Source organism: Ancylobacter sp. TW_SC_1 (assembly GCF_056836805.1).
Genome location: NZ_CM166365.1, coordinates 2,018,810 through 2,039,282 on the forward strand (window position 1 = coordinate 2,018,810; position 20,473 = coordinate 2,039,282).

Here is a 20,473-nt window from a genome sequence, read left to right on the forward strand (position 1 = left end):
GCCTGCCAGCAGGGATGCGTCTCCAGCAGGGAAGACTTGCCAGATGATTTCACGCCGCGATTTCGTGATCGCCGCCATGGCCGCCGGGATGCTCGCATCCGGTGCCCGCGGCGCCTTCGCCCAGGCGGCCCGCTCGGGAAAGATGACGCAGGACGACATACTGCGCTTCGATCCCGTGGGCACGCTGACGATCCTGCACACTACCGACCTGCACGCGCAGCTCGAGCCGATCTATTTCCGCGAGCCTTCGGTCAATATCGGCGTCGGCGAGGCGCGCGGCGTGCCGCCGCATCTCGTCGACGAGGCGTTCCTCGCCTATTTCAAGCTCGCCGCTGGCGGCCCGGACGCCTATTCCCTCACCAGCCTCGACTTCGACGCGCTCGCGGGAGCCTATGGCCGCATGGGCGGCGTCGACCGCATCGCCACATTGGTGAAGGCCATCCGTGCCGCGCGCGGGGCGGACAACGTCCTGCTCCTCGATGGCGGCGATGGGCTTCAGGGAAGCTGGAGCTCGCTCAAGTCGAATGGCGAGGACATGGTGCGCGTCTTCGGCGCGCTCGGCACCGACGCCATGGTCGGCCACTGGGAGTTCACCTACGGCGCCGAGCGCGTGCAGGAGATCGCCGAGAAGGCGCCCTTCGCCTTCCTGGCGCAGAACATCCGCAGCGCCGAGTGGCAGGAGCCCGTCTTCGAGGCGCGCAGGATGTTCGAGCGCGGCGGCGCCAAGGTGGCGGTCATCGGCCAGGCCTTCCCGCGCACGCCGATCTCCAATCCGCGCTGGATGATTCCCGACTGGGAGTTCGGCCTGCGCGAGGAGGATGTGCAGAAGCAGGTGGACGAGGCCCGCGCCGCCGGCGCCGATGTCGTCGTGCTGCTGTCGCACAATGGCTTCGACGTCGACCGCAAGCTCGCCGGTCGGGTGAGGGGCATCGACGTCATCCTCACCGCGCATACTCATGACGCGCTGCCGGCGCCGGTCACGGTCGGTTCCACGCTTCTCATCGCGACCGGCTCGCACGGCAAGTTCATCTCCCGTCTCGATCTCGACGTGAAGGATGGCAAGGTGGCGGGCTTCCGCTACGGCCTGCTGCCGGTGTTCTCCGACGCCATCGCCCCCGATGCGGACATGGCCGCGCTGGTGAAGGAGCTTCGCGCGCCCTACGCCGCCGAACTCGGGCGCGTGGTCGGCCATGCCGAGAGCCTTCTCTACCGGCGCGGCAATTTCAACGGCACGTTCGACGACCTGATCTGCCAGGCGATGCTTGCCGAGCGCGACGCCGAGATCGCCCTCTCGCCCGGCTTCCGCTGGGGCGGTACGCTGCTTCCGGGCGACCCGATCACCTTCGAGGCGATCTCCAACGCCACCGCCATCACCTATCCCGCCTGCTACCGCAACATGATGACCGGCCAGCAGCTCAAGGACGTGCTGGAGGACGTGGCCGACAACATCTTCAACCCCGATCCCTATTTCCAGGGCGGCGGCGACATGGTGCGCGTCGGCGGCGTCGGCTACTCGATCGATGTCGGCCAGGCCATGGGACGGCGCATCACCGATCTCGTCTACCTCAAGACCGGCCAGCCGCTCGACCCGGCCAAGACCTACGCGGTCGCCGGCTGGGCCAGCGTCAATCAAGGGGTCGAGGGGCCGCCCATCTGGGAACTCGTCGAGCGCTACGTGGCGGCGAGTAAGGCGGTGCGCATCGCGCCCACCGATTCCGTGAAGGTGTCCGGCGCCTGAGGCCGCTTCGGGGCGCGGTTTCGCGCCAATTACATTCATTAATTCGAATTTGAATATCCATCCGGGAGGATGCGATGGACCAGACCAAGCCGGGGGCGCGTTTCGATCGACGGCGCTTCCTCAATCTCGTCGGCCTCGCCGGCGCCGGGGCTGCCGCCGGCATACGGCCTGCCGCTGCCGGGGCGACGCCCGACCCCGACATCGTCAACATCCCCGAGTGGACGCAGTCGCTCGGCGCCGGGGTGAACAACCACCCCTATGGCATTCCCTCGCCCTTCGAGAAGGATGTCGTCCGGCGCGAGGTGACGTGGCTCACCGCCAGCAGCGAAAGCTCGGTGAGCTTCACCCCGCTCTACGCGCTCGACGGCATCATCACGCCGAACGGCCTGTGCTTCGTGCGCCATCATGGCGGCGAGGCGGAGATCGACCCGGCCCGCCACCGCTTCATGATCCATGGACTGGTGGACAAGCCGCTGGTGTTCACCATGGAGGACATCAAGCGCATGCCGGGGCGCACCAACCGCGTCTACTTCCTCGAATGCGCCGCCAATAGCGGCATGGAATGGCGCGGCGCCCAGCTCAATGGCTGCCAGTACACCCACGGCATGATCCACAACGTCGTCTATACCGGCGTTCCGCTGCGCGCCTTCCTCGACGCCGCGGGAGTGAAGCCGAAGGGCAAGTGGGTGCTCGCCGAGGGCGCCGACGCTTCCGCCATGACGCGCTCGATCCCGATCGAGAAGGCGATGGACGACTGCCTCGTCGCCTGGGCGATGAATGGCGAGGCGCTGCGCCCCGAGCAGGGCTATCCGCTGCGCCTCGTCGTCCCCGGCTGGGAAGGCAACATGTGGATCAAGTGGCTGCGCCGGATCGAGGTCGGTGACCAGCCCTGGGGCCAGCGCGAGGAGACGTCCAAATATACGGACCTGCTCGCGGATGGCCGCTCGCGCCGCTTCACCTTCTTCATGGACGCCAAGTCGGTGGTGACCAGCCCGAGCCCGCAGGCGCCGCTCAGGGCCAAGGGGCCGAACGTCGTCTCCGGCGTCGCCTGGTCCGGGCGCGGCACCATCACCCGCGTCGACGTCACCCTGGACGGCGGCAGGAACTGGACGACGGCCCGCATCGAGGGACCGGCGCTGCCGCGCTCCATGACGCGGTTCTATGTCGATTTCGACTGGAACGGCGAGGAACTGCTGCTGCAGTCGCGCGCCATGGACGACACCGGCTATGTGCAGCCGACCAAGGCGGAGCTGCGCGCGGTACGCGGCGAGAACTCGATCTACCACAATAACGGCATCCAGACCTGGCTGGTGCGGAGCAACGGGGAGGCCGAGAATGTCGAGGTCAGCTAGGTCCGGTTTCGTCGCGGGGACAGCGCTGCTGGCGCTGGTCGCGGGGCTCGGTGCCGCCGCCGCCGATACGGTCCGGCTCGGCCGGCCGGCGCTGCCGGAGGAGATCAAGGCGTGGGACATCGACGTGCGCCCGGACGGGCAGGGCCTGCCCGAGGGCAAGGGGTCGGTGTCGCAGGGCGAGGAGCTGTTCCAGAACAATTGCGCCATGTGCCATGGCGAGTTCGGCGAGGGCGCCGGGCGCTGGCCGGTGCTGGCCGGCGGGCAGGGGACCTTGAAGTCCGAGCGGCCGGAAAAGACCATCGGCTCCTTCTGGCCCTACACCTCGACCGTCTTCGACTATGTGCATCGCGCCATGCCCTTCGGCGCCGCCCAGACGCTGCCGCCGGACGATGTCTACGCCATCGTGGCGTATCTGCTCTATCTCAACGACGTCGTTCCGGACGACTATGTGCTGTCGAAGGAGAATTTCCCGACCGTCGAGCTGCCCAACAATGCCAATTTCTACGACGATGATCGCGAGACCACGGAAAAGGCCTTCTGGAACAAGAACCCGTGCATGAAGGACTGCAAGCCGAAGGTCGAGATCACCAGCCATGCGCGGGTGCTCGACGTCACGCCCGACGCCGGGAAGGAAGGCGACAAGCCGGCCGGCGCCGTCGAATGAGGCCGCGACAGGCCGACATACCGTCACGATAAAAACAGTCGACGAGGAGGACGCCATGCCCAAGCTCGAATTCAACCGCCGGTCCGTGATGGCGGGCCTGGCCGCCGGCGGTGCCGCGCTCACGGTCGACAGGGCCGCCGCCGTTCCCACGAAGGTGACGCTCGACGACATCGAGAAGGACGCGGAAGTCGCCTGCCTCTACCACTGCGACTACGGCGATCCCGACCGTTTCGCCCAGACGCTGAACAATATCGGCAACCACTACTCGGTCTACGGGGCGGATCCCTTCGCCCTGCAGATCGTGCTGGTGGTGCATGCCGGTGGCATCAAGTTCTTCCTCGACAGTCTCGACGGCACGATGTGGGCCGACGAGAAGCTGCCGCCGGAGCTGTTCGCCCGCGCCGAGGCGATCTCCAAGAACGGCCTCAAGGTCTATCTCTGCGAGATCACCTTCAAGCGCAATCAGCTCGACCTGTCGCGGGCGCGGCAGGCCGATTTCGTCTCGTTCGTGCCCTCGGGCGTCGCCACCTGCGCGGCCCTTCAGGGGAAGGGCTTCGCCTATATGAAGGTCGGCTGAGCCGTGACGGGCCTCAGCCGGCGCGCATTGCTCGGCGGCCTCGCCCTCGGCACCGCGGCCAGCCCCACACTTGCCAGCCCCGCCGTGGGGCGGGGCGCGCGGCCGAGAGTGGCGATCATAGGCGCGGGTTTCGCCGGCGCGTCGCTGGCCAGCTACCTGTCGCGCGCCGCCGGCGACGGGCTCGATATCCTGCTCATCGAGCCCGAGCCCGGCTATTTCGCGCTCTGCCGCTCGAATCTGGTGCTCGGCGGCGTGCTCGCCGGCGACACGATCTGGATCGGCTACGAGGCGCTCGCGCGTCGCGCCGGCATCCGCCTCGTGCCGGCCCGGGCGGGGCGTATCGACGCCGAGCGCCGGACGGTGCGGCTCGAAGATGGCGCCACGATTTCCTATGACGCGGCCGCGGTGGCGCCGGGCATCGGCCTCGACTATGCGAGCGTGTCGGGCTGGAGCCGCGCGGCGAGCGTGGCCATGCCGCATGGCTGGATCGGCCGCGCGCAGTTCGCGCTTCTCGACCGGCAGCTCGATGCGGTGCCCAATGGCGGCCTGATCGTTCTGTTGCCGCCGCCCGATCCCTCGCGCTGCCCGCCCGCTCCCTATGAACGCGCCTCGATGATGGCGCACCGGCTGCGAACCACCGGGCGCGGCGACTGCCGGATCGTCATCCTCGACGCCAAGGAACGCTTCGCCAAGATGGCGCTCTTCCTCGACGGGTGGGAGCAGTACTATCCCGGCATGATCGAATGGCTGCCACCGTCGATCCATGAAGGGGTCGAGCGGGTCGATCCCGCCACGATGACGGTGTGGACCGGCTTCGGGACCTTTCGCGACTGCGCGCTGGTGAACGTGATCCCGGCCCAGTCCGCCGGGCGCGTCGCGCTGGAATCCGGTCTGGCCGATGCGACCGGCTTCTGCCCGGTGCGGCCCGAGGACATGAGCTCGTCCCGGGTGCCGGCCGTGTATGTCCTCGGCGACGCGGCGCAGGCGAGCCCGGTTCCGAAGGCGGCTTCCGCCGCGGTGAGCCAGTCGGATGTGGTGGCGGCGGCGCTGCGCGCGCGCCTGCTGGGCGAGGAGCCCCGCGCGGGCGCTTATGCGAGCCGCTGCTGGAGCCTTCTGGCGCCGGGCGACAGCGTCGCGACGACCGGAGAATACGTGCCCGCCTCGGGAGAGTTCCAGGAAGTCGGAAGCTTTGTTTCAGAATTGGCGGAGACGTCTACGCTGCGTCGCAAGAACGCGGATGATTATGACGCATGGTTTCGTGCGCAGACGCGACGTATCTTCGACTAGTGCGCGGCCGGGAAATGTCGATTTTGGAGTCGCGAATGACCAGGATGCAGGACGCCCGACCGTTGCGCGTGGCGCCGGCGATCGAAATGCGGGAAGACGCGAGCGTCGAGCAGGTCGCGTCGATGATGAACTTCGCCGGACTGCCCGCCATCATCGTCCTCGACGCGGGCGGGGAGCCCGCGGGCGTTCTGAGCCGGTCTGAATTGCTGTCGCTGATGGTGGACGGTCGGAGCCAGGGCCGGTCGCTGTGCGAGGCGGCCGTCGCGATGGAGGCCTTTCCCCGGATCGCAGGCGACGCCTCCGCTTCCGCCTTGCTCCGTCTGGCTTTGGCCGCCGACCGTCCGATCGTGATGGTGATGCGGTCTGATCGGGACATGGGCTTTGTCGACATGGTCGACATGCTCGACGCGCTGGGTCCCCGGGACGGGGCATAGCCGTCCTTTGCCGCGACGATGAGGAGGCCGGATCGAGGCGCGCACGCCGGCGGCTCATGCCGTGCCGCTTCCGGGAGGGCGGAAGCGGATGACGGCACGCAGTCCCGTCCGATCGCTCCGGTTGGCAAGCTCTACGCGGGCGCCGATGCGGGTTGCGGCGGCCTCGGCGATGGCTAGGCCAAGCCCCGAGCCGGCTCCGGCGGCGGCCCGGCCGCGATAGAAGCGCTGGCGCACGAGGCCGAGTTCCTCCTCGGGAATGCCTGGGCCTTCATCCTCGATCACCAGGCTGTCCGCCCCTTCCGCGAACCAGCGCACCGTGCCGGCCGGCATATGCTGAACGGCATTCTCGTGGAGGTTGCGCAGCAGCAGGGTCAGCGCATCGGGATCCAGCGCGCGTACCCTGTGCTCCAGATCGGCCTCGACGGTCACTGCGACGCCGTCCGGCCGGGGGACGGCGTCTACCACCTCCCGCAGCACCTGGCCGATCGAGGTCTCCCGCGCCGCGCCGACGGCCTCCGCGTCGAGACGCGCGAGGGCGAGAAGCTGGCGCACGAGGCGGCTGGTGCGGTCCACCGAGAGAATGATCTGGCGCAGGGCGTTCTCGCGGATTCCCGGATCGCGGGCGGCAAGCGCCACCTGCGCCTGCGTCCTCAGGCCCGCCAGCGGTGTGCGCAGCTCGTGCGCGGCGAAGGCGGTGACGTCCCGTTCATGGGCCCGCGCCGCTTCGACCTTGGCGAACAGCCCGTTGAGGGCACCGATCAGCGGCAGGATTTCCGACGGCGCGCCGTCGGTGGGCACCGGCCGCATGTCGTCGCCCTCGCGCGCCGCGATCTCTTCCGCCGCGCTGTTGAGGGGGCGCAGCCCGCGTCCGAGGCTCCACCAGATCAGCAGTCCCAGAAGCGGCATGACCAGCAGTGCCGGCGCGGCCAGACCGGCGACGAGGTCGCGCACCAGCCTGTCGCGCAGCCCGATCCGGTCGCCGACCACCACGCGAACGTCCTTTTCCGGGTCAACGATGGTGTAGACGCGCCATGTCTCGCCGTTCACCTCGCGGTCGGAGAAGCCTTCGCCCTCATCCGCCAGCGTCGCGTCCGGCGCGCCGGAGGAGCGGGCGAGAAGACGTCCGTCGAACGACCAGATCTGGCAGGAAAGCTGGCGCTCATAGCCGCCCGGCGAGGCTGGCGGAAGGCTGGCGGCCGCCCCGGCCGTCCCCATCCCGCCCCCGGCCATGACCAGCGAATGCACCATGCGGGCGGCCTCCTGCAGCCGGGTGTCGAGCACCCGCTCCAGCTCGCCGCGGCTGCCGATGCTGATCCACGCCACGGCGCACAGCCAGATGAGCCCGGTGGCGGCGAGCAGGATGAGGAAGAGGCGGCGGCGCAGCGAGGTCATGCCGGCATCCGCAGGCGATAACCCAGCCCGCGCACCGTCTCGATCACCTCGCGGCCGAGTTTCGCGCGCAGATTGTGCACGTAGACCTCGACCGTGTTGCTGTCGACTTCCTCCTGCCAGCCATAGAGCCGGTCCTCGATCTCGCCCCTGGCCCGGATCATTCCCGGCCGCTCCATCAGCATGGACAGGACGGCGAACTCGCGCCGCGACACAGGCACGGCGTTGCCGTCGAGACTGACGGTGAGCATGGCGGGATCGAGCGCGATGCCGCCATGGCGCAGAAGCGGGCTCGCCCGCCCGCATCCGCGACGGACCAGGGCGCGCAGGCGGGCGGCCAGTTCGTCGAGATCGAAGGGCTTGCCGAGATAGTCGTCGGCACCGGCATCCAGCCCGCGTACGCGGTCCGTGGTTTCGTCCAGCGCGGTCAGCAGCAGCACCGGCGTCGCGTCCTGCCGCGCGCGCAGCGCCGCCAGAATGTCGAGGCCCGAGCCGTCCGGCAGCATCAGGTCGAGCACGAGGGCGTCGAACCGGGAGGAGCCGAGCGCAGCCCGCGCGTCGGCGCAGGTGGTCACGGCATCGACGGTCAGGCCGGCGAGCCCCAGGCCGGCGCGAATGCCGTCCGCCAGCACCGGATCGTCCTCGACCAGAAGGATACGCATCACGCCCTGTTCATCTCCGTTCCGTCCGCCCGTGCCATCGTCCGCCGCCAGCTTAAGGCTGGCTTAAGGTGAGGATAAGAGCGCTGCGCCGCGACAGTGAAGGAGCGGCGAATCCGATGACATGGCGATCCTGGGCGACGGCAAGTCGATCGGCGTTTCTTCTTCTTGCATGCCTTTGCTCCTTCGGCATGGCGGCCGCCGAGCCCGCGCCGGCCTTCGCACCGCTCCTTGCCCGTCCGGCCTCCGCCGCGCCCTTCACGCTCGCCGCCGCGCGCTCCCCTTCCGGCGCGCTGCTGCTGCGCTGGACGATCGCCCCCGGCACTTATCTCTACCGCGACAGCCTGCAGGCCCGCTACGACGGCCGGGCCGTCTCGCTTGACCGGCCAGAAGGCGAGGCCAAGGACGATCCCAATTTCGGCGTCGTCCACGTCTTCCATGGGGATGTCGAGGCCAGCGCCGGAGCGCTCGACCGCACCGGCCAGCTCAGGGTCACCTATCAGGGGTGCTCGGAGCGGGGCATCTGCTTCCCGCCGCAGGCGCGCCTCGTCGATCTGGCGACGCTCGACATCCGCGCGGCACCCCTCGTCATGGACGCGCCAGTCGGCGAGGCCCCGCAGGGCGCTCCCGCCGCATTGGCGGGGCCGGTGCGGGCCACCGCCGGGGGGGAGGGTGCCGGCGTCGAGGCGCTGTTCGCAGGTAATCTCGGCTGGACCATGCTGGCCTTTCTCGGCTTCGGCCTGCTGCTCGCGCTCACGCCCTGCGTGTTCCCGATGATCCCGATCCTCGCCGGCATGCTCACCCGCTCGGGCGAGGCGCTGACGCGGCGGCGCAGCCTCCTGCTCACCGGCACCTATGTGCTGGCCATGGCCGGTGCCTACGGGCTGGTGGGCGCCGTCGCCGGCTGGTCGGGGGCGAACCTTCAGGCCGCGCTGCAGACCCCGCTCGCACTTGGGCTGACCGCCGCGATCTTCGTCGCGCTGGCGCTCTCGATGTTCGGCCTGTTCGATCTCGCTCTGCCGGCGGGTCTGTCCGCCCGGCTGGCGGGAAGGGGTTCCGGCGGCTCGCTCGCCGGGGCGGCACTGCTGGGCTTCGGCTCGGCACTCGTCGTCGGTCCCTGCGTGACGCCGCCGCTGGCCGGCGCCATGCTCTACGCCGCGACCACGGGCGACGCCGCCACGGGGGCGGCGGCGCTGTTCATGCTCGGGCTCGGCATGGGATTGCCGCTGATGCTGGTCGGGCTGTTCGGACCGAGCGTTCTGCCGCGCGGCGGCGTCTGGCTGGTGCGGGCGAAACAGGCGTTCGGCCTCGTCTTCCTCGGCGTTGCCATAGGGTTGGCCGGGCGGCTGCTGCCGCCGCCGGCCACGCTGGCCATGCTGGGCGTGCTGCTGACGGGGGCGGCGGCGTTCTTCGGTGGCTTCGATCGGTTGACGGCGTCGAGCGGCCCGGCCGCGCGGCTCGCCCGCGGCGGCGGCATGGCGGCGGCGCTCTATGGCGCGACGCTCATCGTCGGGGCTGCCGGCGGAGCCCAGGACCCGCTGCGCCCGCTGGCCTTTGCCGCCGCCCCGGCAACGGGTCAGGTGGAAGGCTCGGCCTTTCGCGTCGCCTCGGCCGCCGCCTTCGACGAGGCGGTCGCCGGGGCCACCGTCCAGGCGGAGGGGCGTCCGATCCTCGTCGACTTCACCGCCGACTGGTGCACCGTCTGCAAATCGAACGCGAAGGTGATGGCCGCGCCCGAACTGCGTGCGCGGCTCGCTGCCCTGCCGCAGGTCATGGCCGACGTCACCGACTACAACGCGGCGACCCGCGCTTTGATGGAACGGTTCCGCGTGGTCGGCCCACCCGCGCTGTTCCTCGTCGATGCGCAGGGGCGCGAGATTCCGGGCACCCGTATCGTGGGTCCCGTGACCGTCGAGGACATCTCCCGCCGGCTCGATGCCGCCGGCGCCTGAACCTCCTTCGCCTCCCTCCCTCTTGAACGCTCAGGAACTCTCATGCAGCGCCGCCACTTCCTCACGCTCGCCGGCGTCCTCACCGCTGGCGCGGTTCTCCCGGTCTCGCCGCTCCTCGCGCAGGGCGTCGATGTGGAGGCGATCCTGCGCGATCCCGCCGCGCCGACCGCCGGCAACCCCAAGGGCGACGTCACCGTCGTCGCCTTCCTCGATTACAACTGCCCGTTCTGCAAGAAGTCCGCGCCGGACCTGGAGCGCGCGGTGAAGGAGGACGGCAAGATCCGCCTCGTCTACAAGGACTGGCCGATCCTCACCGAGGCCTCGGTCTATGGCGCGCAGATGGCCCTCGCGGCCAAGTACCAAGGTGGCTACGACAAGGTCCATCACGCGCTGATGGCGATCCCCGGACGCCGCGTCGACAAGGAGCAGATGCTGAAGGCGGTGCAGAAGTCGGGCATCGACCTCGCCCGGCTCGACGCCGACCTCAAGGCGCATGCGGGCGACATCACCACGCTGCTGCGCCGCAACCTCGCGCAGGCGGAATCGATCGGCCTGCAGGGCACGCCGGCCTATCTCATCGGCCCCTTCCGTACCTCGACGCTCGACTATGCCGGCTTCAAGGAGGCCTTCGCCGAGGCGCGCCGTCGCCAGGCGGCGGAGTGATTCAGCGTGTGACGCCGCCCCGGCGCATCGCCTTCCGGTCCTGTGCCTCGTAGAGCGCATAGACCAGCGGAATGAACCACGGCGTGCCGCGATAGAGCGGGATGGCGGGCGGCGGCGCGAATTCGAAGGCGGAGGGCGGTTCGCTCGTGTCGCCGAGAAGCCTCAGCGCCGCCTTGCGCGCCACCCAGCGCGCCCACACCACCCCGGAGCCGCAGAAGCCGGTCGCATAATAGATGCCGTCATGCACGAACAGGCGCGGGATCATGTGACGGTTCATCGCCACATGGCCGAACCAGCTATGCGACAGCGCGACGTCGGCAAGCGCGGGGAAGATGCGGGCGAACTCGGCGCGAAGGTGGTCGGTGGGGGCCTGCGGATCGCCGGCCGTCGTGCCGTCGCGTCCGCCGAAGAGGATGCGCGTCCCGTCGGGAGAGGGGCGGTAGTAATAGCTCAGCTTGCGGGTATCGACATACATCATCCGCGTGGGCATCGCCTTGGCCATCTGTTCGGGCGTCAGCGGCGCGGTGGCGATGATGCGGCTGCGGACCGGCACCAGGCGGCGACGAAGCCAGGGATCGGCACCGTCGGTGTAGCCATTGGTGCAGACCAGCAGCTCGCGGCTCCGCACGGCACCGCCGGAGGTCGCGAGTTCGAAGCCGTCCGCCTCGCGCCGCACGCCTTCCACCGCCGTCATCTCGTGGACACCGGCGCCGGCGGCCAGGGCCCGCTGGAGCAGGCCGGCGAGGAACTTCGCCGGATGCAGGCCGCCAATGTCACGGCGCACGCTGCCGCCATGGTAGAAATCCGTGCCGATATAAGCGTGCTGCTCGCCGCGCGGCACGGCGAAAGTGTCGATGCCGAGCAGCTTCCGGCGCTCGTCGGCCTCGCGGGCGAGGTCGTCATAGTCGCCGGGATTGACGGCGCCGTCGAACAGGCCGGAAAGCTGGAAGTCGCAGTCGATCTTCTCCTCGGCGAGGAAGCGGTACAGTTCTTCGCGCGCTTCCTTGCCCTCCTTCATGATGGCGGTGGCGCGCGCGTGGCCGAAGTTGCGCTGCAGTTCGGCGAAGCTCGGCCGGAGCGAGGCGCTGGTCATGCCGCCATTGCGGGAGGAAGCGCCTTCGCCGACGCGCTGGCGCTCGAACAGCGCGACGCTGCGTCCGGCGCGCGCGAGCGTCAGCGCCGCGCCCAGTCCGGCATAGCCGCCGCCGATGATGGCGACGTCGACGCGTGCGGGGAGGGGCGCGCGCGGTACACGCGGCGGCGGCGCCTCCTCCCACCAGAAGGGCGCGGCGACGATGGGAGAGGAGATGGTAGCCGGCATGTCTGTGTCCTGCCCGGATCGGTGAATGCGTGGGTTCAATAGCCGTGCGCGCGGTCGACCCGGCCGAGCATGGGCTGGCCGGCCCGATGGCGGCGTAGATTGTCGAGCACGACGGCCGCCGCCGTGTCGGGCTGCGTCATGCTGGCGATATGCGGGGTCAGCAGGATGCCGGGATGACGCCAGAACGGATGCTCCGGCGGCAGCGGCTCGGGGGCGGCGACATCCAGCACGGCGGCGCCGATCCGTCCGCTGTCGAGCGCGGCGACGAGGTCGTCGGCGACGAGATGGCCGCCGCGTCCGACATTCACCAGCATCGCGCCGCGCGGCAGGGCGTCGAACAGCGGCGCGCCGAGCAGGCCCCTTGTTTCCTCGGTGAGCGGCAGCAGGCAGATCAGGATGTCGGTGCGCGACAGGAAGGCGTCGAGCTCCCCGCTGCCGGCGAAGGTCGCGACGCCGTCGACGGCATGGGGCGAGCGGCTCCAGCCGGCCAGCGGGAAGCCGAAGGGGGCGAGGGCCTTCAGCACCGCCCGCCCGAGCACGCCGAGCCCCAGCACCCCCACCCGCCGCTCGGCAGCCGCGGTCAGCATCGCTTCGGGTTGCCAGAGACCCCGGCGTTGCTGGTCGAGATAGCGCGGCAGGTGACGGTGCAGGGCGAGCACGGCCATCGTCACATACTCGACCATCCCGTTCACGATGCCGGGCTCGATCATCCGCACCACGGCGAGATCCGGCGGCAGTGCCGAAAGATCGAACTGGTCGATTCCCGCGCCGATCGAGAACAGAACCTCGAGCGCCGGATAGCGCGCGGCGAGATCTTCCGGCGGCTCCCAGGTGACGAGGTAGCGCACCTCGCGCGGGTCGCAGGCGCACGGGTCCATGTGAAAGGCGATGTCCGGCGCATGGTCGGCGAAATGCCGGGCCCATGTCGCGCCGCGCGCGGGATCGGACAGGTAGAGCAGGCTCATGCGTCGGCTTCCCCGGTTCAGTCCCGCGAGACCCAGAGCTTGGTCGTGGTCTCGATCACCCGCCAGATGCCTTCGAAGCCGGGATGCATCACGAAGCTGTCGCCGGCGGCGATGCGGCGCGGCGGCTTGCCGTCCTCGATCAGCTCGGAGACGCCGGACAGGATCGAGCAGAACTCCCAGCTCTCGCCCTTGATCGAGCGATAGGCGCCGGGCGTCGCCTCCCAGACGCCGGCCCGCACGCCCTCGTCGGGCGTCGCCGACAGATCCCAGGTGCGGAAGCGTGGATCGCCCTCGACCCAACGTTCGGGAAGCGGGCCGCTCTCGCGGGGAGTGGGGAGATTGGCGAGGTCGAAGAAGGTGAGGAGCGACATGAAGCTATTCCTGTTCGAAGGGACGTCGCGCGCGCTCAGCGCCGGCGCGCCGAGGTGTGACCGGGAATGCGCAGCCGCACTTCGGCGAGCCGCACGAGGCCGAGAACGGCGAAGTTGATGACGAGGTAGAAGACCGAGGCGATGACGAAGATCTCGATGATCGCGAAGGTCTCGCTCATCAGCCGCTTCGCGTAGCCGGTGATCTCCAGCACGGTGATGGTGGAGGCGAGGCTGGATTCCTTCACGATGATCGCCGCCTCGTTGCCATAGGAGGGCAATGCCTGGCGCACGGCGATCGGCAGGCGGATGAGGAGAAAGGCATGCAGGCGCGACAGGCCGCAGGCCTCGGCGGCCTCCATCACGCCACGGGGCACGGAGAGGAAGGCGGTGCGGAAGATCTCCGATGTATAGGCGGCGGTGTTGAGGACGACCGCCAGCATGGCGCAGCGCAGCGCGTCGCTGATCAGCCACCACAGCATCGGCGTCTGCCGGATGACGCCGATCTGCGCCAGGCCGTAATAGAGCACGAAGACCTGCACCAGCATCGGCGTTCCGCGGAACAGCGCGGCATAGCCGTCGGCCAGCTTGACGAGGAAGCGCAGGCGCCGGTTGCGTGAGGCCCGCAGCATGGCGAGCGCGATGCCGGCGGGCAGGCCGACAAGGACGCCGACCACGCTGATGAGAATGGTGAGCTGAGCGCCCTTCAGCAGCAGCGGGAACGCTTCCTTCAGAAGCTCGACATCCATCATCGGGCTCCGAAACTACGTTCCAGCCGGCGCTCCAGCCGGGCGAACAGCCATTGGCTGACGCTGGTGATCGCCAGGTACATCAGCGCGGCGATCACGTAGAACACCAGCGGGCTGCGGGTGATGCCGGAGGCGACGGCGGCCACGCGCATCACTTCCTGAAGGCCGACGACCGAGACCAGCGAGGTGTCCTTGATCGTCATCTGCCACACATTGTTCAGTCCGCCCGCCGCCGCGCGCAGGGCGAGCGGGGCCATGATCCGGAAGAAGGCCACGTATGTCGGCACGGCAAGGGCCCGCGCCGCCTCGATCAGGCCTTTCGGTATCGTCTCCAGCGCGCCGCGCAGCACCTCGGTGGAATAGGCGCAGGAGATCGCGGCGATGGAGACGAGGCCGATGAAGAAGGGATAGGCGTCCCTCGTCCCCTGAAACCCGAAGGCGCCCGCCACGCGCTCGAAGCTCTGCACCGAGCCGAAGAACAGCAGGTAGATCACCAGCAGCCCCGGTATCGAGCGTACGAGGATCGAATAGACGTCGATCAGCGGCGAGAGCAGCGTCACGCCCTGCCATCGCGCGATGGCCATGGGGGCCGCGATGATCAGGCCGAGCACCATGCCGAGCCCACCGACCAGCACGGTCATCAGCCCCCCGCGCAGCAGCGCGAGCGCCCAACCCTGCGCGAACAGCATGGTCCATAGGTCGTTCGTCATTCATGAGCCCGTCAGGGCCGCCGCGATCCAGTCGTCGCGGCGGCTCCGCCATCGGAGGATGCGCAATGCCGCACAGGTTACTGGCTGCAGGAAAGCGCGTAATCCTCCTTGAACCACTTCATGCTGGCGGCCGTCACCCCGCCGGTGGTGATCATGTTGCACAGCGCCTTGTCGAGCTTGGCCTTGAGTTCGGCATTGCCCTTCTTCAGGCCGACGCCCATGCCGTAGCCGAGGCTTGCGTGGTCGTCGGAGGGCTTCACGCGCACCTCGATCCGGGCGAAGCCGGCGCCTTCCGGTGTTGCCAGGAACTCGGCCCAGGTCGGGGAATCGCTGAAGCCGGCATCGATCCGGCCCGCCGCAAGGTCGGCGAGCTGGGCCGTGGTGGAATCATAGGTCTTCAGGTCGACATCCGGCACGTTCTTGGCGACGAACTTGGCGTAGGTGGTGCCGTTGACGACGCCGACGCTCTTGCCGGACAGCGCCTTGAGGACGGATGGCAGGTCCTTCAGCCCCGCCGCCGGCGAGTCCTTGGCGACCACGAAATATTGCGGGGTCGAGGCATAGGGGATCGAGTAGTCGATCTTCTTGCGGCGCTCGTCGGTAATGCCGAGGCCGGAGATGATGACGTCGAACCGGTCGCTGTCCATGGACGGCACGAGGGTCGAGAAGGTCTGCACGACGAATTCGCACTTCACCTTCAGTTCGGCGCACAGGCCGTTGGCGATGTCGGCGTCGAAGCCCGTCACGTTGCCATTGGCGTCGGCCATGCTGAACAGCGGGGCGTCGCCTTCGGTACCGATGCGCAGCACGCCATCCGTGGCATGGGCGGCGCCGGCGAGAAGGCCGAGGGAGAAAGCGCAGGCTAAGATCGAGACGGTGCGGTTGAGTATCATCTTGGTCCCCTGTGTTTCTGGAAGCTGGGCTTTGCCCGTTATGGTGATCTTGCGGGTGCGCGCCGTCAGGCCGGCGCGTGTCCGGCTGCCGCCAGTTCGTCGGTAACCTGGCGCAGGGCGGCGCGGGTGATGTCGACCATCTCGTCGATTTCCGCCTCGTTCATCACGAGCGGCGGCGCGAAGCCGAGAATGTCGCCATGCGGCATGGCCCGGGCGATCAGCCCGCGGTCGCGGGCGGCCTGCGAGATGCGCGCTCCGACCTTGAGCGCCGGATCGAAGCGGGTCTTGTGCGCGCGGTCGGCCACGAACTCGATGGCGGCCAGCATGCCGACGCCGCGAATCTCGCCGACGATCGGGCTCTGCTCGAATTCCTGCTTGAGGCGTTGCAGCATGTAGGCGCCGCGCGTCGCCGCCTTGCCGGCGAGATCCTCGCGCTCGACGATATCGAGCGCCGCATTCGCCGCCGCCGCGCCGATCGGATGGCCGGAATAGGTGTAGCCGTGGGAGAAGGAGCCGACTTTGTCGGTTGCCTCCTCCATCACCGCATAGACCTTCTCGCCGACCAGGCAGGCGGAGAGCGGCACATAGGCGGAGGTCAGGCCCTTGGCGACCGAGATCAGGTCGGGCTCGATCCCGTAGAGATGCGAGCCGAACGGCGCGCCGACGCGGCCGAAGCCGCAGATCACCTCGTCGGCGATCAGCAGCACGTCGTATTTGCGCAGCACCGCCTGGACCGCCGGCCAGTAGCCCGCCGGCGGGGGAATGATGCCGCCGGTGCCGAGCACGGGCTCGGCGATGAAGGCGCCGACCGTCTCGGGCCCCTCGGCGAGGATGAGGGCTTCGAGCTCGTCCGCGCGGCGCGCGGAGAATTCCAGCTCGGTCTCGCCGGGCACCGCGCCCCAATAGTGATGCGGGACGCCCGTGCGCAGGATGCCGGAGACCGGCAGGTCCATGTGATCGTGGTAGAAGCTCATCCCGGTCATCGAGCCGGAAATGATCGAGCAGCCGTGATAGCCGCGCTCGCGGGCGATGATCTTCTTCTTCTTCGGCATGCCGCGCAGGTTGTTGTAGTACCAGACCAGCTTCGCCTGGGTCTCGTTGGCGTCGGAGCCGGACAGCCCGTAGAACACCTTCGACATCCGGCCGGGCGCCATGCGCACCAACCGGTCCGACAGGCGTGCCAGCTCCTCGGTCGTGTGGCCGGCATAGGAATGGTAATAGGCCAGCTTGTAGGCCTGCCGGGCGATCGCCTCGGCGACTTCCGTGCGGCCATAGCCGATATTCACGCAATAGAGGCCGGCGAAGCCGTCGATGAACTCGTGCCCCCGGGCGTCGCGTATGCGCACGCCCTTGGCCCCTTCGATGATGACGGGGGCCGGGCCCTCGCCGCTGGCGTGGCCCTTCAGATAGGTGAAGGGGTGGAGTACCGACTTGCGGTCGAGTTCGGCAACGGTGTCGAAATGGTCCATGCGTCCTGTTCCTGCGTGGGCTCGGATGGCGGGCGGGCGACCCGCCGAAAGCCTCCGACGCCTTCAGCCTAGCGGCAGCACAGAAACGGGTGGCGGCATTTGCGATAGAGTCTCCGTCGGATTTGTGCTCATTTTCCGTCTATGCGCAGAAATTCATCAGACGGGTCCCTATGAAGCTCGATCGGTTCGACGCCAAGATTCTCTCCCTCGTCCAGAGCAACAATCGAATGGGTTCGGAGGAGCTGGGCGCCATTGTCGGCCTGTCCGCGACGGCGGTGCAGCGGCGGCTGAAGCGGCTGCGCGCGGAGGGCGTCATCGAGGCGGATGTCTCCATCGTGCGTCCGCGCGATGTGGGGCGTCCCATCGCGATGTTCGTCTCGGTCTCGCTGGAGCGCGAGCGGGCCGACATCGTCGACCGCTTCAAGCAATCCATCCGCCAGACGCCGGAGGTCATGAACGGCTATTACGTGACCGGCGAGACCGACTTCATCCTGATCGTCACCGCCCGCAGCATGGAGGACTACGAGGCCTTCACCCGCAAGTTCTTCTACGAGAATCCCGACATCAAGGGGTTCAAGACCATGGTCATCATGGACCGCGTGAAGGCCGGCTTCGCCGTGCCGATCGAATGCGACGAGCCGTGATGCGGGGGGAGGAATGAACGCGCCCGCCCCGTCATGCGCGGGGGCGTGCCGAATCCGGCCGCTGCCGCGGGAGGGGGCTCACCGGCCGTTCAGCCCTTGGCCTTGACCGGCGCCGCCGGGCCGGCCGGCAGGACGAAGATCTCGGCCACCGCCACGAGCGGGGGCACCAGGAAGCACCACACGCCGGCCATCAGATAGAGCAGCGCCGCCGCGGCGCAGCCGGCGCAGAAGCTGGCGAGGAAGACGCCGAAGCGGCGCAGGCGTTCACGGACCGGGGCCGGATCGGCCCCCGCCCGTGGCCTCCAGACATGGGTGATGTCCAGCAGAAGCTGGGTGATGGTGCCGGTCATCACCGTGGAGGGCGGTGCGTCGGTGAGGTGGGTGCGGTGCAGCGCATTCTGCAGCGCCATGGCGCTCACCAGCGTCATCCCCATCATCACGGCATTCGCGCTGTCGGCCGCCAGGGGCACGCCCATCTGTATGGCGACCAGGGCGGCATGGGCGAGCAGGATGAGCTTGGCCGCCATCAGGATGCGGAAGTCGTCGAAACCGCGCTCGACCAGGGCATGGCTGAGCAGCCGGGCCGCGATCACCACGAAGCAGAACACCGGCACTGCGATGATCTTCGAGATGGAAGGCATGCGGCCGTCGGCCAGCGCGGCGGCGAAGGTGACGATGTTGCCCGTGACATGCGCCGTGAACAGGCCGTGGAGAGTCACGAAGCCTGCCGTGTCCACGAAGCCTGCATTGAAGCAGAGCAGGCCGGGCAGAACGTATTTCATGGGTGGAATCCAAGCCGAATGTCGCCTGGACGGCATAGCTCATGCCGGTCGAGTTGCAAGGCCGGTTTATCCCGTCAGGGCACCGCCTTCGTCCGTCGAGGCTACCGGTCGGTCCCGCGCCCGAAGAGCAGCCAGAACGAAACGCCGATCAGTGCGAGGCTGACGAGCAGCACCAGCGTGGCGAGGGCGAAGATCAGCGGCACGTTGGAGGAGTGCGAGGTCGCCTGCGCCCATTCGAACAGCGGCAAGGTCGTCGCCGTGCCGCGCAGCAGGATGGTGCGCGCCAGTTCGTTGAACGACAGCAGGAAGCCGAACAGCGCCGCCGACACCACGCCCGGCATGATGAGCGGGAACTCGACATCGACGAAGCGCCGCCACGGCCCGGCGCCGAGATCGGCGGCCGCGTCGTTGAGCCTCGTGTCGAAGCGCGTCGTCGTCACCAGCAGCGCCAGCAGCGCGAAGGGGTAGGCCCAGGCGAAATGGGCGAGGAAGACCGACCACCAGCCGAGCCGCAGCCCGAGGAAGACGCGTAGATAGAGGAACAGCCCCGCTCCCATGAGGACACCGGGGATGAACAAGGGCGCGAGGAAGGCCAGCAGCAGGGTGCCGCGCGCGCGCAGATGCGGCAGCGCCCGCGCGACCAGCAGCCCGGACGCGGCGCAGGCGAGCCCCACCACCGCGCCGCAGCCCATGCTGGCCATCAGCGGACCGACCCAGCGCCGGTCGGTGAAGAGCCGGTCGTACCATTCCAGCGTGAAGGGCCCTGGCAGGCCGCCGAGCGGATCGACGCTCACCGACATGATGCCGAGCCAGAGCATCGGCGCATAGGTGAGGGCGATCATGCCGAAGCCGCCGATCGCCGCGAGGAGGCCCAGATGGCGTTCCAGCCGGCCGGCGCGCAAGCGCACGGGACGCGCCTCGGGCAGGGCGGCGCCGGCGAGGGGCGTGCTCATCGCTTCATCCCCTCGAAAATGGCGGCGATCGACCCGCCGCCGATGAGCCGCAGGGCCAGGAACAGCGCCGCCAATATGCCGAGCACCAGCGTCGCCAGCGCGGCGGCGACCGGATAGTTCAGCACCTGCAGCAGGCTGGTGATCGAGGCGCCGAGCATCGAGACCCGGCCGCCGCCGAGCAGTTGCGGCACCACCGTCTCGCCGAGCAGCGGCACGAAGGTGAAGATGATGCCGGCGACGATGCCGGGCAGCGCCAGCGGCAGGATCACGTCGCCCAGCACCTTGGCGGGCGGCGCGCCGAGATCGCGTGCCGCTTCGATCAGCTCGTCGTCGATCAGCGAGATGGAGAGGAAGACCGGCAGCACCATGGTCGGGAAGGAGGGCGCCAGCAGGCCGAGATGCACCGAAAATTCCGAGAACAGCAGCCAGTCGAGCGGCTGGTCGATGATCCCGAGATGCATCAGCGCGGTGTTCACGAGCCCCGAGCGCGAAAGCACGGAGCGCCAGACGATGGTGCGCGAGGCGAGGCTGATGAAGAACGGCACGGTCAGCAGCGCCAGCACCATCGCCTTGAGCATGGGCGAGCGCACGCCCTTGGCCAGCCACAGCGCGAAGGGCAACGCGAGGCAGAGCTCGATGGCGGTGACGACCCCGGCGATGCGCAGCGTGCGCAGCGTGACTTCATAGCGGCCGGAATCGAACACGGCGGCATAGGCGGCCGCGCTCAGGCTGCTGGAAAAGCTGTAGTCCTTCATCTCCAGAAAGGACCATAGCACCAGCAGCGCCACCGGCACCACGATGAAAGCCGCCCACAGGGCGATGAAGAGGAACAGGGTGGTGCGCAGCATCGGCCCGTCGATGGCGTGAGAACTGGATCGCGTGGGAAAGGCGAGGGGGCGGCACT

The 20,473-nt window shown here is 68.8% G+C and carries 21 protein-coding genes; 9 read left to right on the forward strand and 12 right to left on the reverse strand.

Annotated elements, in window-relative coordinates:
• Positions 1-43 precede the first annotated feature (43 nt).
• From soxB to AC1PZ7_RS09310, 6 genes are all read left to right on the forward strand, one after another.
• Positions 44-1,738 carry a thiosulfohydrolase SoxB gene (soxB, locus tag AC1PZ7_RS09285; protein ID WP_482359179.1) on the forward strand — a complete coding sequence of 565 codons (1,695 nt, stop codon included), beginning with the start codon at positions 44-46 and terminating at the stop codon, positions 1,736-1,738.
• Between the two features lie 74 nt (positions 1,739-1,812).
• On the forward strand, positions 1,813-3,090 hold the full coding sequence (soxC, locus tag AC1PZ7_RS09290) for a sulfite dehydrogenase (RefSeq protein ID WP_482359180.1): 1,278 nt from the start codon (positions 1,813-1,815) through the stop codon (positions 3,088-3,090).
• The gene (locus tag AC1PZ7_RS09295; protein WP_482359181.1) at positions 3,074-3,754 is read left to right on the forward strand and encodes a c-type cytochrome; all 681 of its coding nucleotides are present in this window, start codon (positions 3,074-3,076) and stop codon (positions 3,752-3,754) included. Before soxC ends, AC1PZ7_RS09295 begins: the two co-directional genes overlap by 17 nt.
• A 55-nt stretch (positions 3,755-3,809) precedes the next feature.
• Positions 3,810-4,331: a DsrE family protein gene (locus AC1PZ7_RS09300; protein ID WP_482359182.1), complete on the forward strand. Its 522-nt coding sequence runs from the start codon at positions 3,810-3,812 to the stop codon at positions 4,329-4,331.
• Between the two features lie 3 nt (positions 4,332-4,334).
• Entirely contained in the window at positions 4,335-5,618 is a 1,284-nt protein-coding gene (locus AC1PZ7_RS09305; RefSeq protein WP_482359183.1) for an FAD-dependent oxidoreductase, read from the forward strand.
• A gap of 35 nt (positions 5,619-5,653) precedes the next feature.
• Positions 5,654-6,052 (forward strand): CBS domain-containing protein, encoded by a 399-nt coding sequence (locus AC1PZ7_RS09310; RefSeq protein WP_482359184.1) that lies wholly within the window; start codon positions 5,654-5,656, stop codon positions 6,050-6,052.
• Between the two features lie 54 nt (positions 6,053-6,106).
• On the opposite strand, the gene AC1PZ7_RS09315 is transcribed toward AC1PZ7_RS09310, so the two are convergent.
• Complete coding sequence (locus AC1PZ7_RS09315; RefSeq protein ID WP_482359185.1) at positions 6,107-7,444, reverse strand: ATP-binding protein; 1,338 nt, start codon at positions 7,442-7,444, stop codon at positions 6,107-6,109.
• Entirely contained in the window at positions 7,441-8,103 is a 663-nt protein-coding gene (locus AC1PZ7_RS09320; RefSeq protein ID WP_482359186.1) for a response regulator, read from the reverse strand. The genes AC1PZ7_RS09315 and AC1PZ7_RS09320 overlap by 4 nt, the downstream gene beginning before the upstream one ends.
• Before the next feature lie 116 nt (positions 8,104-8,219).
• Here AC1PZ7_RS09320 and dsbD point away from each other — a divergent pair, with 116 nt between their 5' ends.
• Both dsbD and AC1PZ7_RS09330 read left to right on the forward strand, forming a co-directional pair.
• Positions 8,220-10,052: a protein-disulfide reductase DsbD gene (dsbD, locus tag AC1PZ7_RS09325; protein ID WP_482359187.1), complete on the forward strand. Its 1,833-nt coding sequence runs from the start codon at positions 8,220-8,222 to the stop codon at positions 10,050-10,052.
• A 42-nt stretch (positions 10,053-10,094) separates the two neighbouring features.
• The gene (locus tag AC1PZ7_RS09330; protein ID WP_482359188.1) at positions 10,095-10,715 is read left to right on the forward strand and encodes a DsbA family protein; all 621 of its coding nucleotides are present in this window, start codon (positions 10,095-10,097) and stop codon (positions 10,713-10,715) included.
• 1 nt (position 10,716) lies between these two features.
• On the opposite strand, the gene AC1PZ7_RS09335 is transcribed toward AC1PZ7_RS09330, so the two are convergent.
• The 7 genes from AC1PZ7_RS09335 to AC1PZ7_RS09365 form a co-directional block, all read right to left on the reverse strand.
• Positions 10,717-12,036: an NAD(P)/FAD-dependent oxidoreductase gene (locus AC1PZ7_RS09335; protein WP_482359189.1), complete on the reverse strand. Its 1,320-nt coding sequence runs from the start codon at positions 12,034-12,036 to the stop codon at positions 10,717-10,719.
• Positions 12,037-12,071: 35 nt separating this feature from the next.
• On the reverse strand, positions 12,072-13,001 hold the full coding sequence (locus tag AC1PZ7_RS09340) for a 2-hydroxyacid dehydrogenase (protein ID WP_482359190.1): 930 nt from the start codon (positions 12,999-13,001) through the stop codon (positions 12,072-12,074).
• Positions 13,002-13,018: 17 nt separating this feature from the next.
• A complete protein-coding gene (locus tag AC1PZ7_RS09345) occupies positions 13,019-13,372 on the reverse strand; it encodes a cupin domain-containing protein (protein ID WP_482359191.1) in 354 nt (117 codons plus the stop codon).
• Positions 13,373-13,407: 35 nt separating this feature from the next.
• The gene (locus tag AC1PZ7_RS09350; RefSeq protein WP_482359192.1) at positions 13,408-14,118 is read right to left on the reverse strand and encodes an ABC transporter permease; all 711 of its coding nucleotides are present in this window, start codon (positions 14,116-14,118) and stop codon (positions 13,408-13,410) included.
• A complete protein-coding gene (locus tag AC1PZ7_RS09355) occupies positions 14,118-14,828 on the reverse strand; it encodes an ABC transporter permease (protein ID WP_482359193.1) in 711 nt (236 codons plus the stop codon). The genes AC1PZ7_RS09350 and AC1PZ7_RS09355 overlap by 1 nt, the downstream gene beginning before the upstream one ends.
• A gap of 77 nt (positions 14,829-14,905) precedes the next feature.
• A complete protein-coding gene (locus tag AC1PZ7_RS09360; protein ID WP_482359194.1) occupies positions 14,906-15,721 on the reverse strand; it encodes a transporter substrate-binding domain-containing protein in 816 nt (271 codons plus the stop codon).
• A gap of 65 nt (positions 15,722-15,786) precedes the next feature.
• Positions 15,787-17,190, reverse strand: coding sequence for an aminotransferase (locus tag AC1PZ7_RS09365; RefSeq protein WP_482359195.1), 1,404 nt, complete (start codon positions 17,188-17,190; stop codon positions 15,787-15,789).
• Between the two features lie 170 nt (positions 17,191-17,360).
• On the opposite strand from AC1PZ7_RS09365, the gene AC1PZ7_RS09370 reads away from it, so the two are divergent.
• Positions 17,361-17,834 (forward strand): Lrp/AsnC family transcriptional regulator, encoded by a 474-nt coding sequence (locus AC1PZ7_RS09370; RefSeq protein ID WP_482359196.1) that lies wholly within the window; start codon positions 17,361-17,363, stop codon positions 17,832-17,834.
• Between the two features lie 89 nt (positions 17,835-17,923).
• Here the strand turns inward: AC1PZ7_RS09370 and AC1PZ7_RS09375 are convergent, their stop codons facing one another.
• The 3 genes from AC1PZ7_RS09375 to AC1PZ7_RS09385 all read right to left on the reverse strand — a co-directional run bounded on the left by AC1PZ7_RS09375 (position 17,924) and on the right by AC1PZ7_RS09385 (position 20,417).
• A complete protein-coding gene (locus tag AC1PZ7_RS09375; RefSeq protein WP_482359197.1) occupies positions 17,924-18,616 on the reverse strand; it encodes a YoaK family protein in 693 nt (230 codons plus the stop codon).
• 101 nt (positions 18,617-18,717) lie between these two features.
• On the reverse strand, positions 18,718-19,569 hold the full coding sequence (locus AC1PZ7_RS09380; RefSeq protein WP_482359198.1) for an ABC transporter permease: 852 nt from the start codon (positions 19,567-19,569) through the stop codon (positions 18,718-18,720).
• Positions 19,566-20,417 carry an ABC transporter permease gene (locus tag AC1PZ7_RS09385; protein WP_482359199.1) on the reverse strand — a complete coding sequence of 284 codons (852 nt, stop codon included), beginning with the start codon at positions 20,415-20,417 and terminating at the stop codon, positions 19,566-19,568. The genes AC1PZ7_RS09380 and AC1PZ7_RS09385 overlap by 4 nt, the downstream gene beginning before the upstream one ends.
• Positions 20,418-20,473: the final 56 nt, after the last annotated feature.

Bases quoted from the DNA above. Each gene is read 5' to 3' on its own strand.
- AC1PZ7_RS09335 (WP_482359189.1), bottom strand. From the start codon at position 12,036: ATGCCGGCTACCATCTCCTCTCCCATCGTCGCCGCGCCCTTCTGGTGG.
- AC1PZ7_RS09365 (WP_482359195.1), bottom strand. From the start codon at position 17,190: ATGGACCATTTCGACACCGTTGCCGAACTCGACCGCAAGTCGGTACTC.
- AC1PZ7_RS09375 (WP_482359197.1), bottom strand. From the start codon at position 18,616: ATGAAATACGTTCTGCCCGGCCTGCTCTGCTTCAATGCAGGCTTCGTG.
- AC1PZ7_RS09345 (WP_482359191.1), bottom strand. From the start codon at position 13,372: ATGTCGCTCCTCACCTTCTTCGACCTCGCCAATCTCCCCACTCCCCGC.
- AC1PZ7_RS09330 (WP_482359188.1), top strand. From the start codon at position 10,095: ATGCAGCGCCGCCACTTCCTCACGCTCGCCGGCGTCCTCACCGCTGGC.
- AC1PZ7_RS09340 (WP_482359190.1), bottom strand. From the start codon at position 13,001: ATGAGCCTGCTCTACCTGTCCGATCCCGCGCGCGGCGCGACATGGGCC.
- AC1PZ7_RS09350 (WP_482359192.1), bottom strand. From the start codon at position 14,118: ATGGATGTCGAGCTTCTGAAGGAAGCGTTCCCGCTGCTGCTGAAGGGC.
- soxC (WP_482359180.1), top strand. From the start codon at position 1,813: ATGGACCAGACCAAGCCGGGGGCGCGTTTCGATCGACGGCGCTTCCTC.
- AC1PZ7_RS09300 (WP_482359182.1), top strand. From the start codon at position 3,810: ATGCCCAAGCTCGAATTCAACCGCCGGTCCGTGATGGCGGGCCTGGCC.
- AC1PZ7_RS09310 (WP_482359184.1), top strand. From the start codon at position 5,654: ATGACCAGGATGCAGGACGCCCGACCGTTGCGCGTGGCGCCGGCGATC.
- AC1PZ7_RS09355 (WP_482359193.1), bottom strand. From the start codon at position 14,828: ATGACGAACGACCTATGGACCATGCTGTTCGCGCAGGGTTGGGCGCTC.
- AC1PZ7_RS09380 (WP_482359198.1), bottom strand. From the start codon at position 19,569: ATGAGCACGCCCCTCGCCGGCGCCGCCCTGCCCGAGGCGCGTCCCGTG.
- AC1PZ7_RS09360 (WP_482359194.1), bottom strand. From the start codon at position 15,721: ATGATACTCAACCGCACCGTCTCGATCTTAGCCTGCGCTTTCTCCCTC.
- dsbD (WP_482359187.1), top strand. From the start codon at position 8,220: ATGACATGGCGATCCTGGGCGACGGCAAGTCGATCGGCGTTTCTTCTT.
- AC1PZ7_RS09385 (WP_482359199.1), bottom strand. From the start codon at position 20,417: ATGCTGCGCACCACCCTGTTCCTCTTCATCGCCCTGTGGGCGGCTTTC.
- AC1PZ7_RS09320 (WP_482359186.1), bottom strand. From the start codon at position 8,103: ATGCGTATCCTTCTGGTCGAGGACGATCCGGTGCTGGCGGACGGCATT.
- AC1PZ7_RS09370 (WP_482359196.1), top strand. From the start codon at position 17,361: ATGAAGCTCGATCGGTTCGACGCCAAGATTCTCTCCCTCGTCCAGAGC.
- soxB (WP_482359179.1), top strand. From the start codon at position 44: ATGATTTCACGCCGCGATTTCGTGATCGCCGCCATGGCCGCCGGGATG.
- AC1PZ7_RS09315 (WP_482359185.1), bottom strand. From the start codon at position 7,444: ATGACCTCGCTGCGCCGCCGCCTCTTCCTCATCCTGCTCGCCGCCACC.
- AC1PZ7_RS09295 (WP_482359181.1), top strand. From the start codon at position 3,074: ATGTCGAGGTCAGCTAGGTCCGGTTTCGTCGCGGGGACAGCGCTGCTG.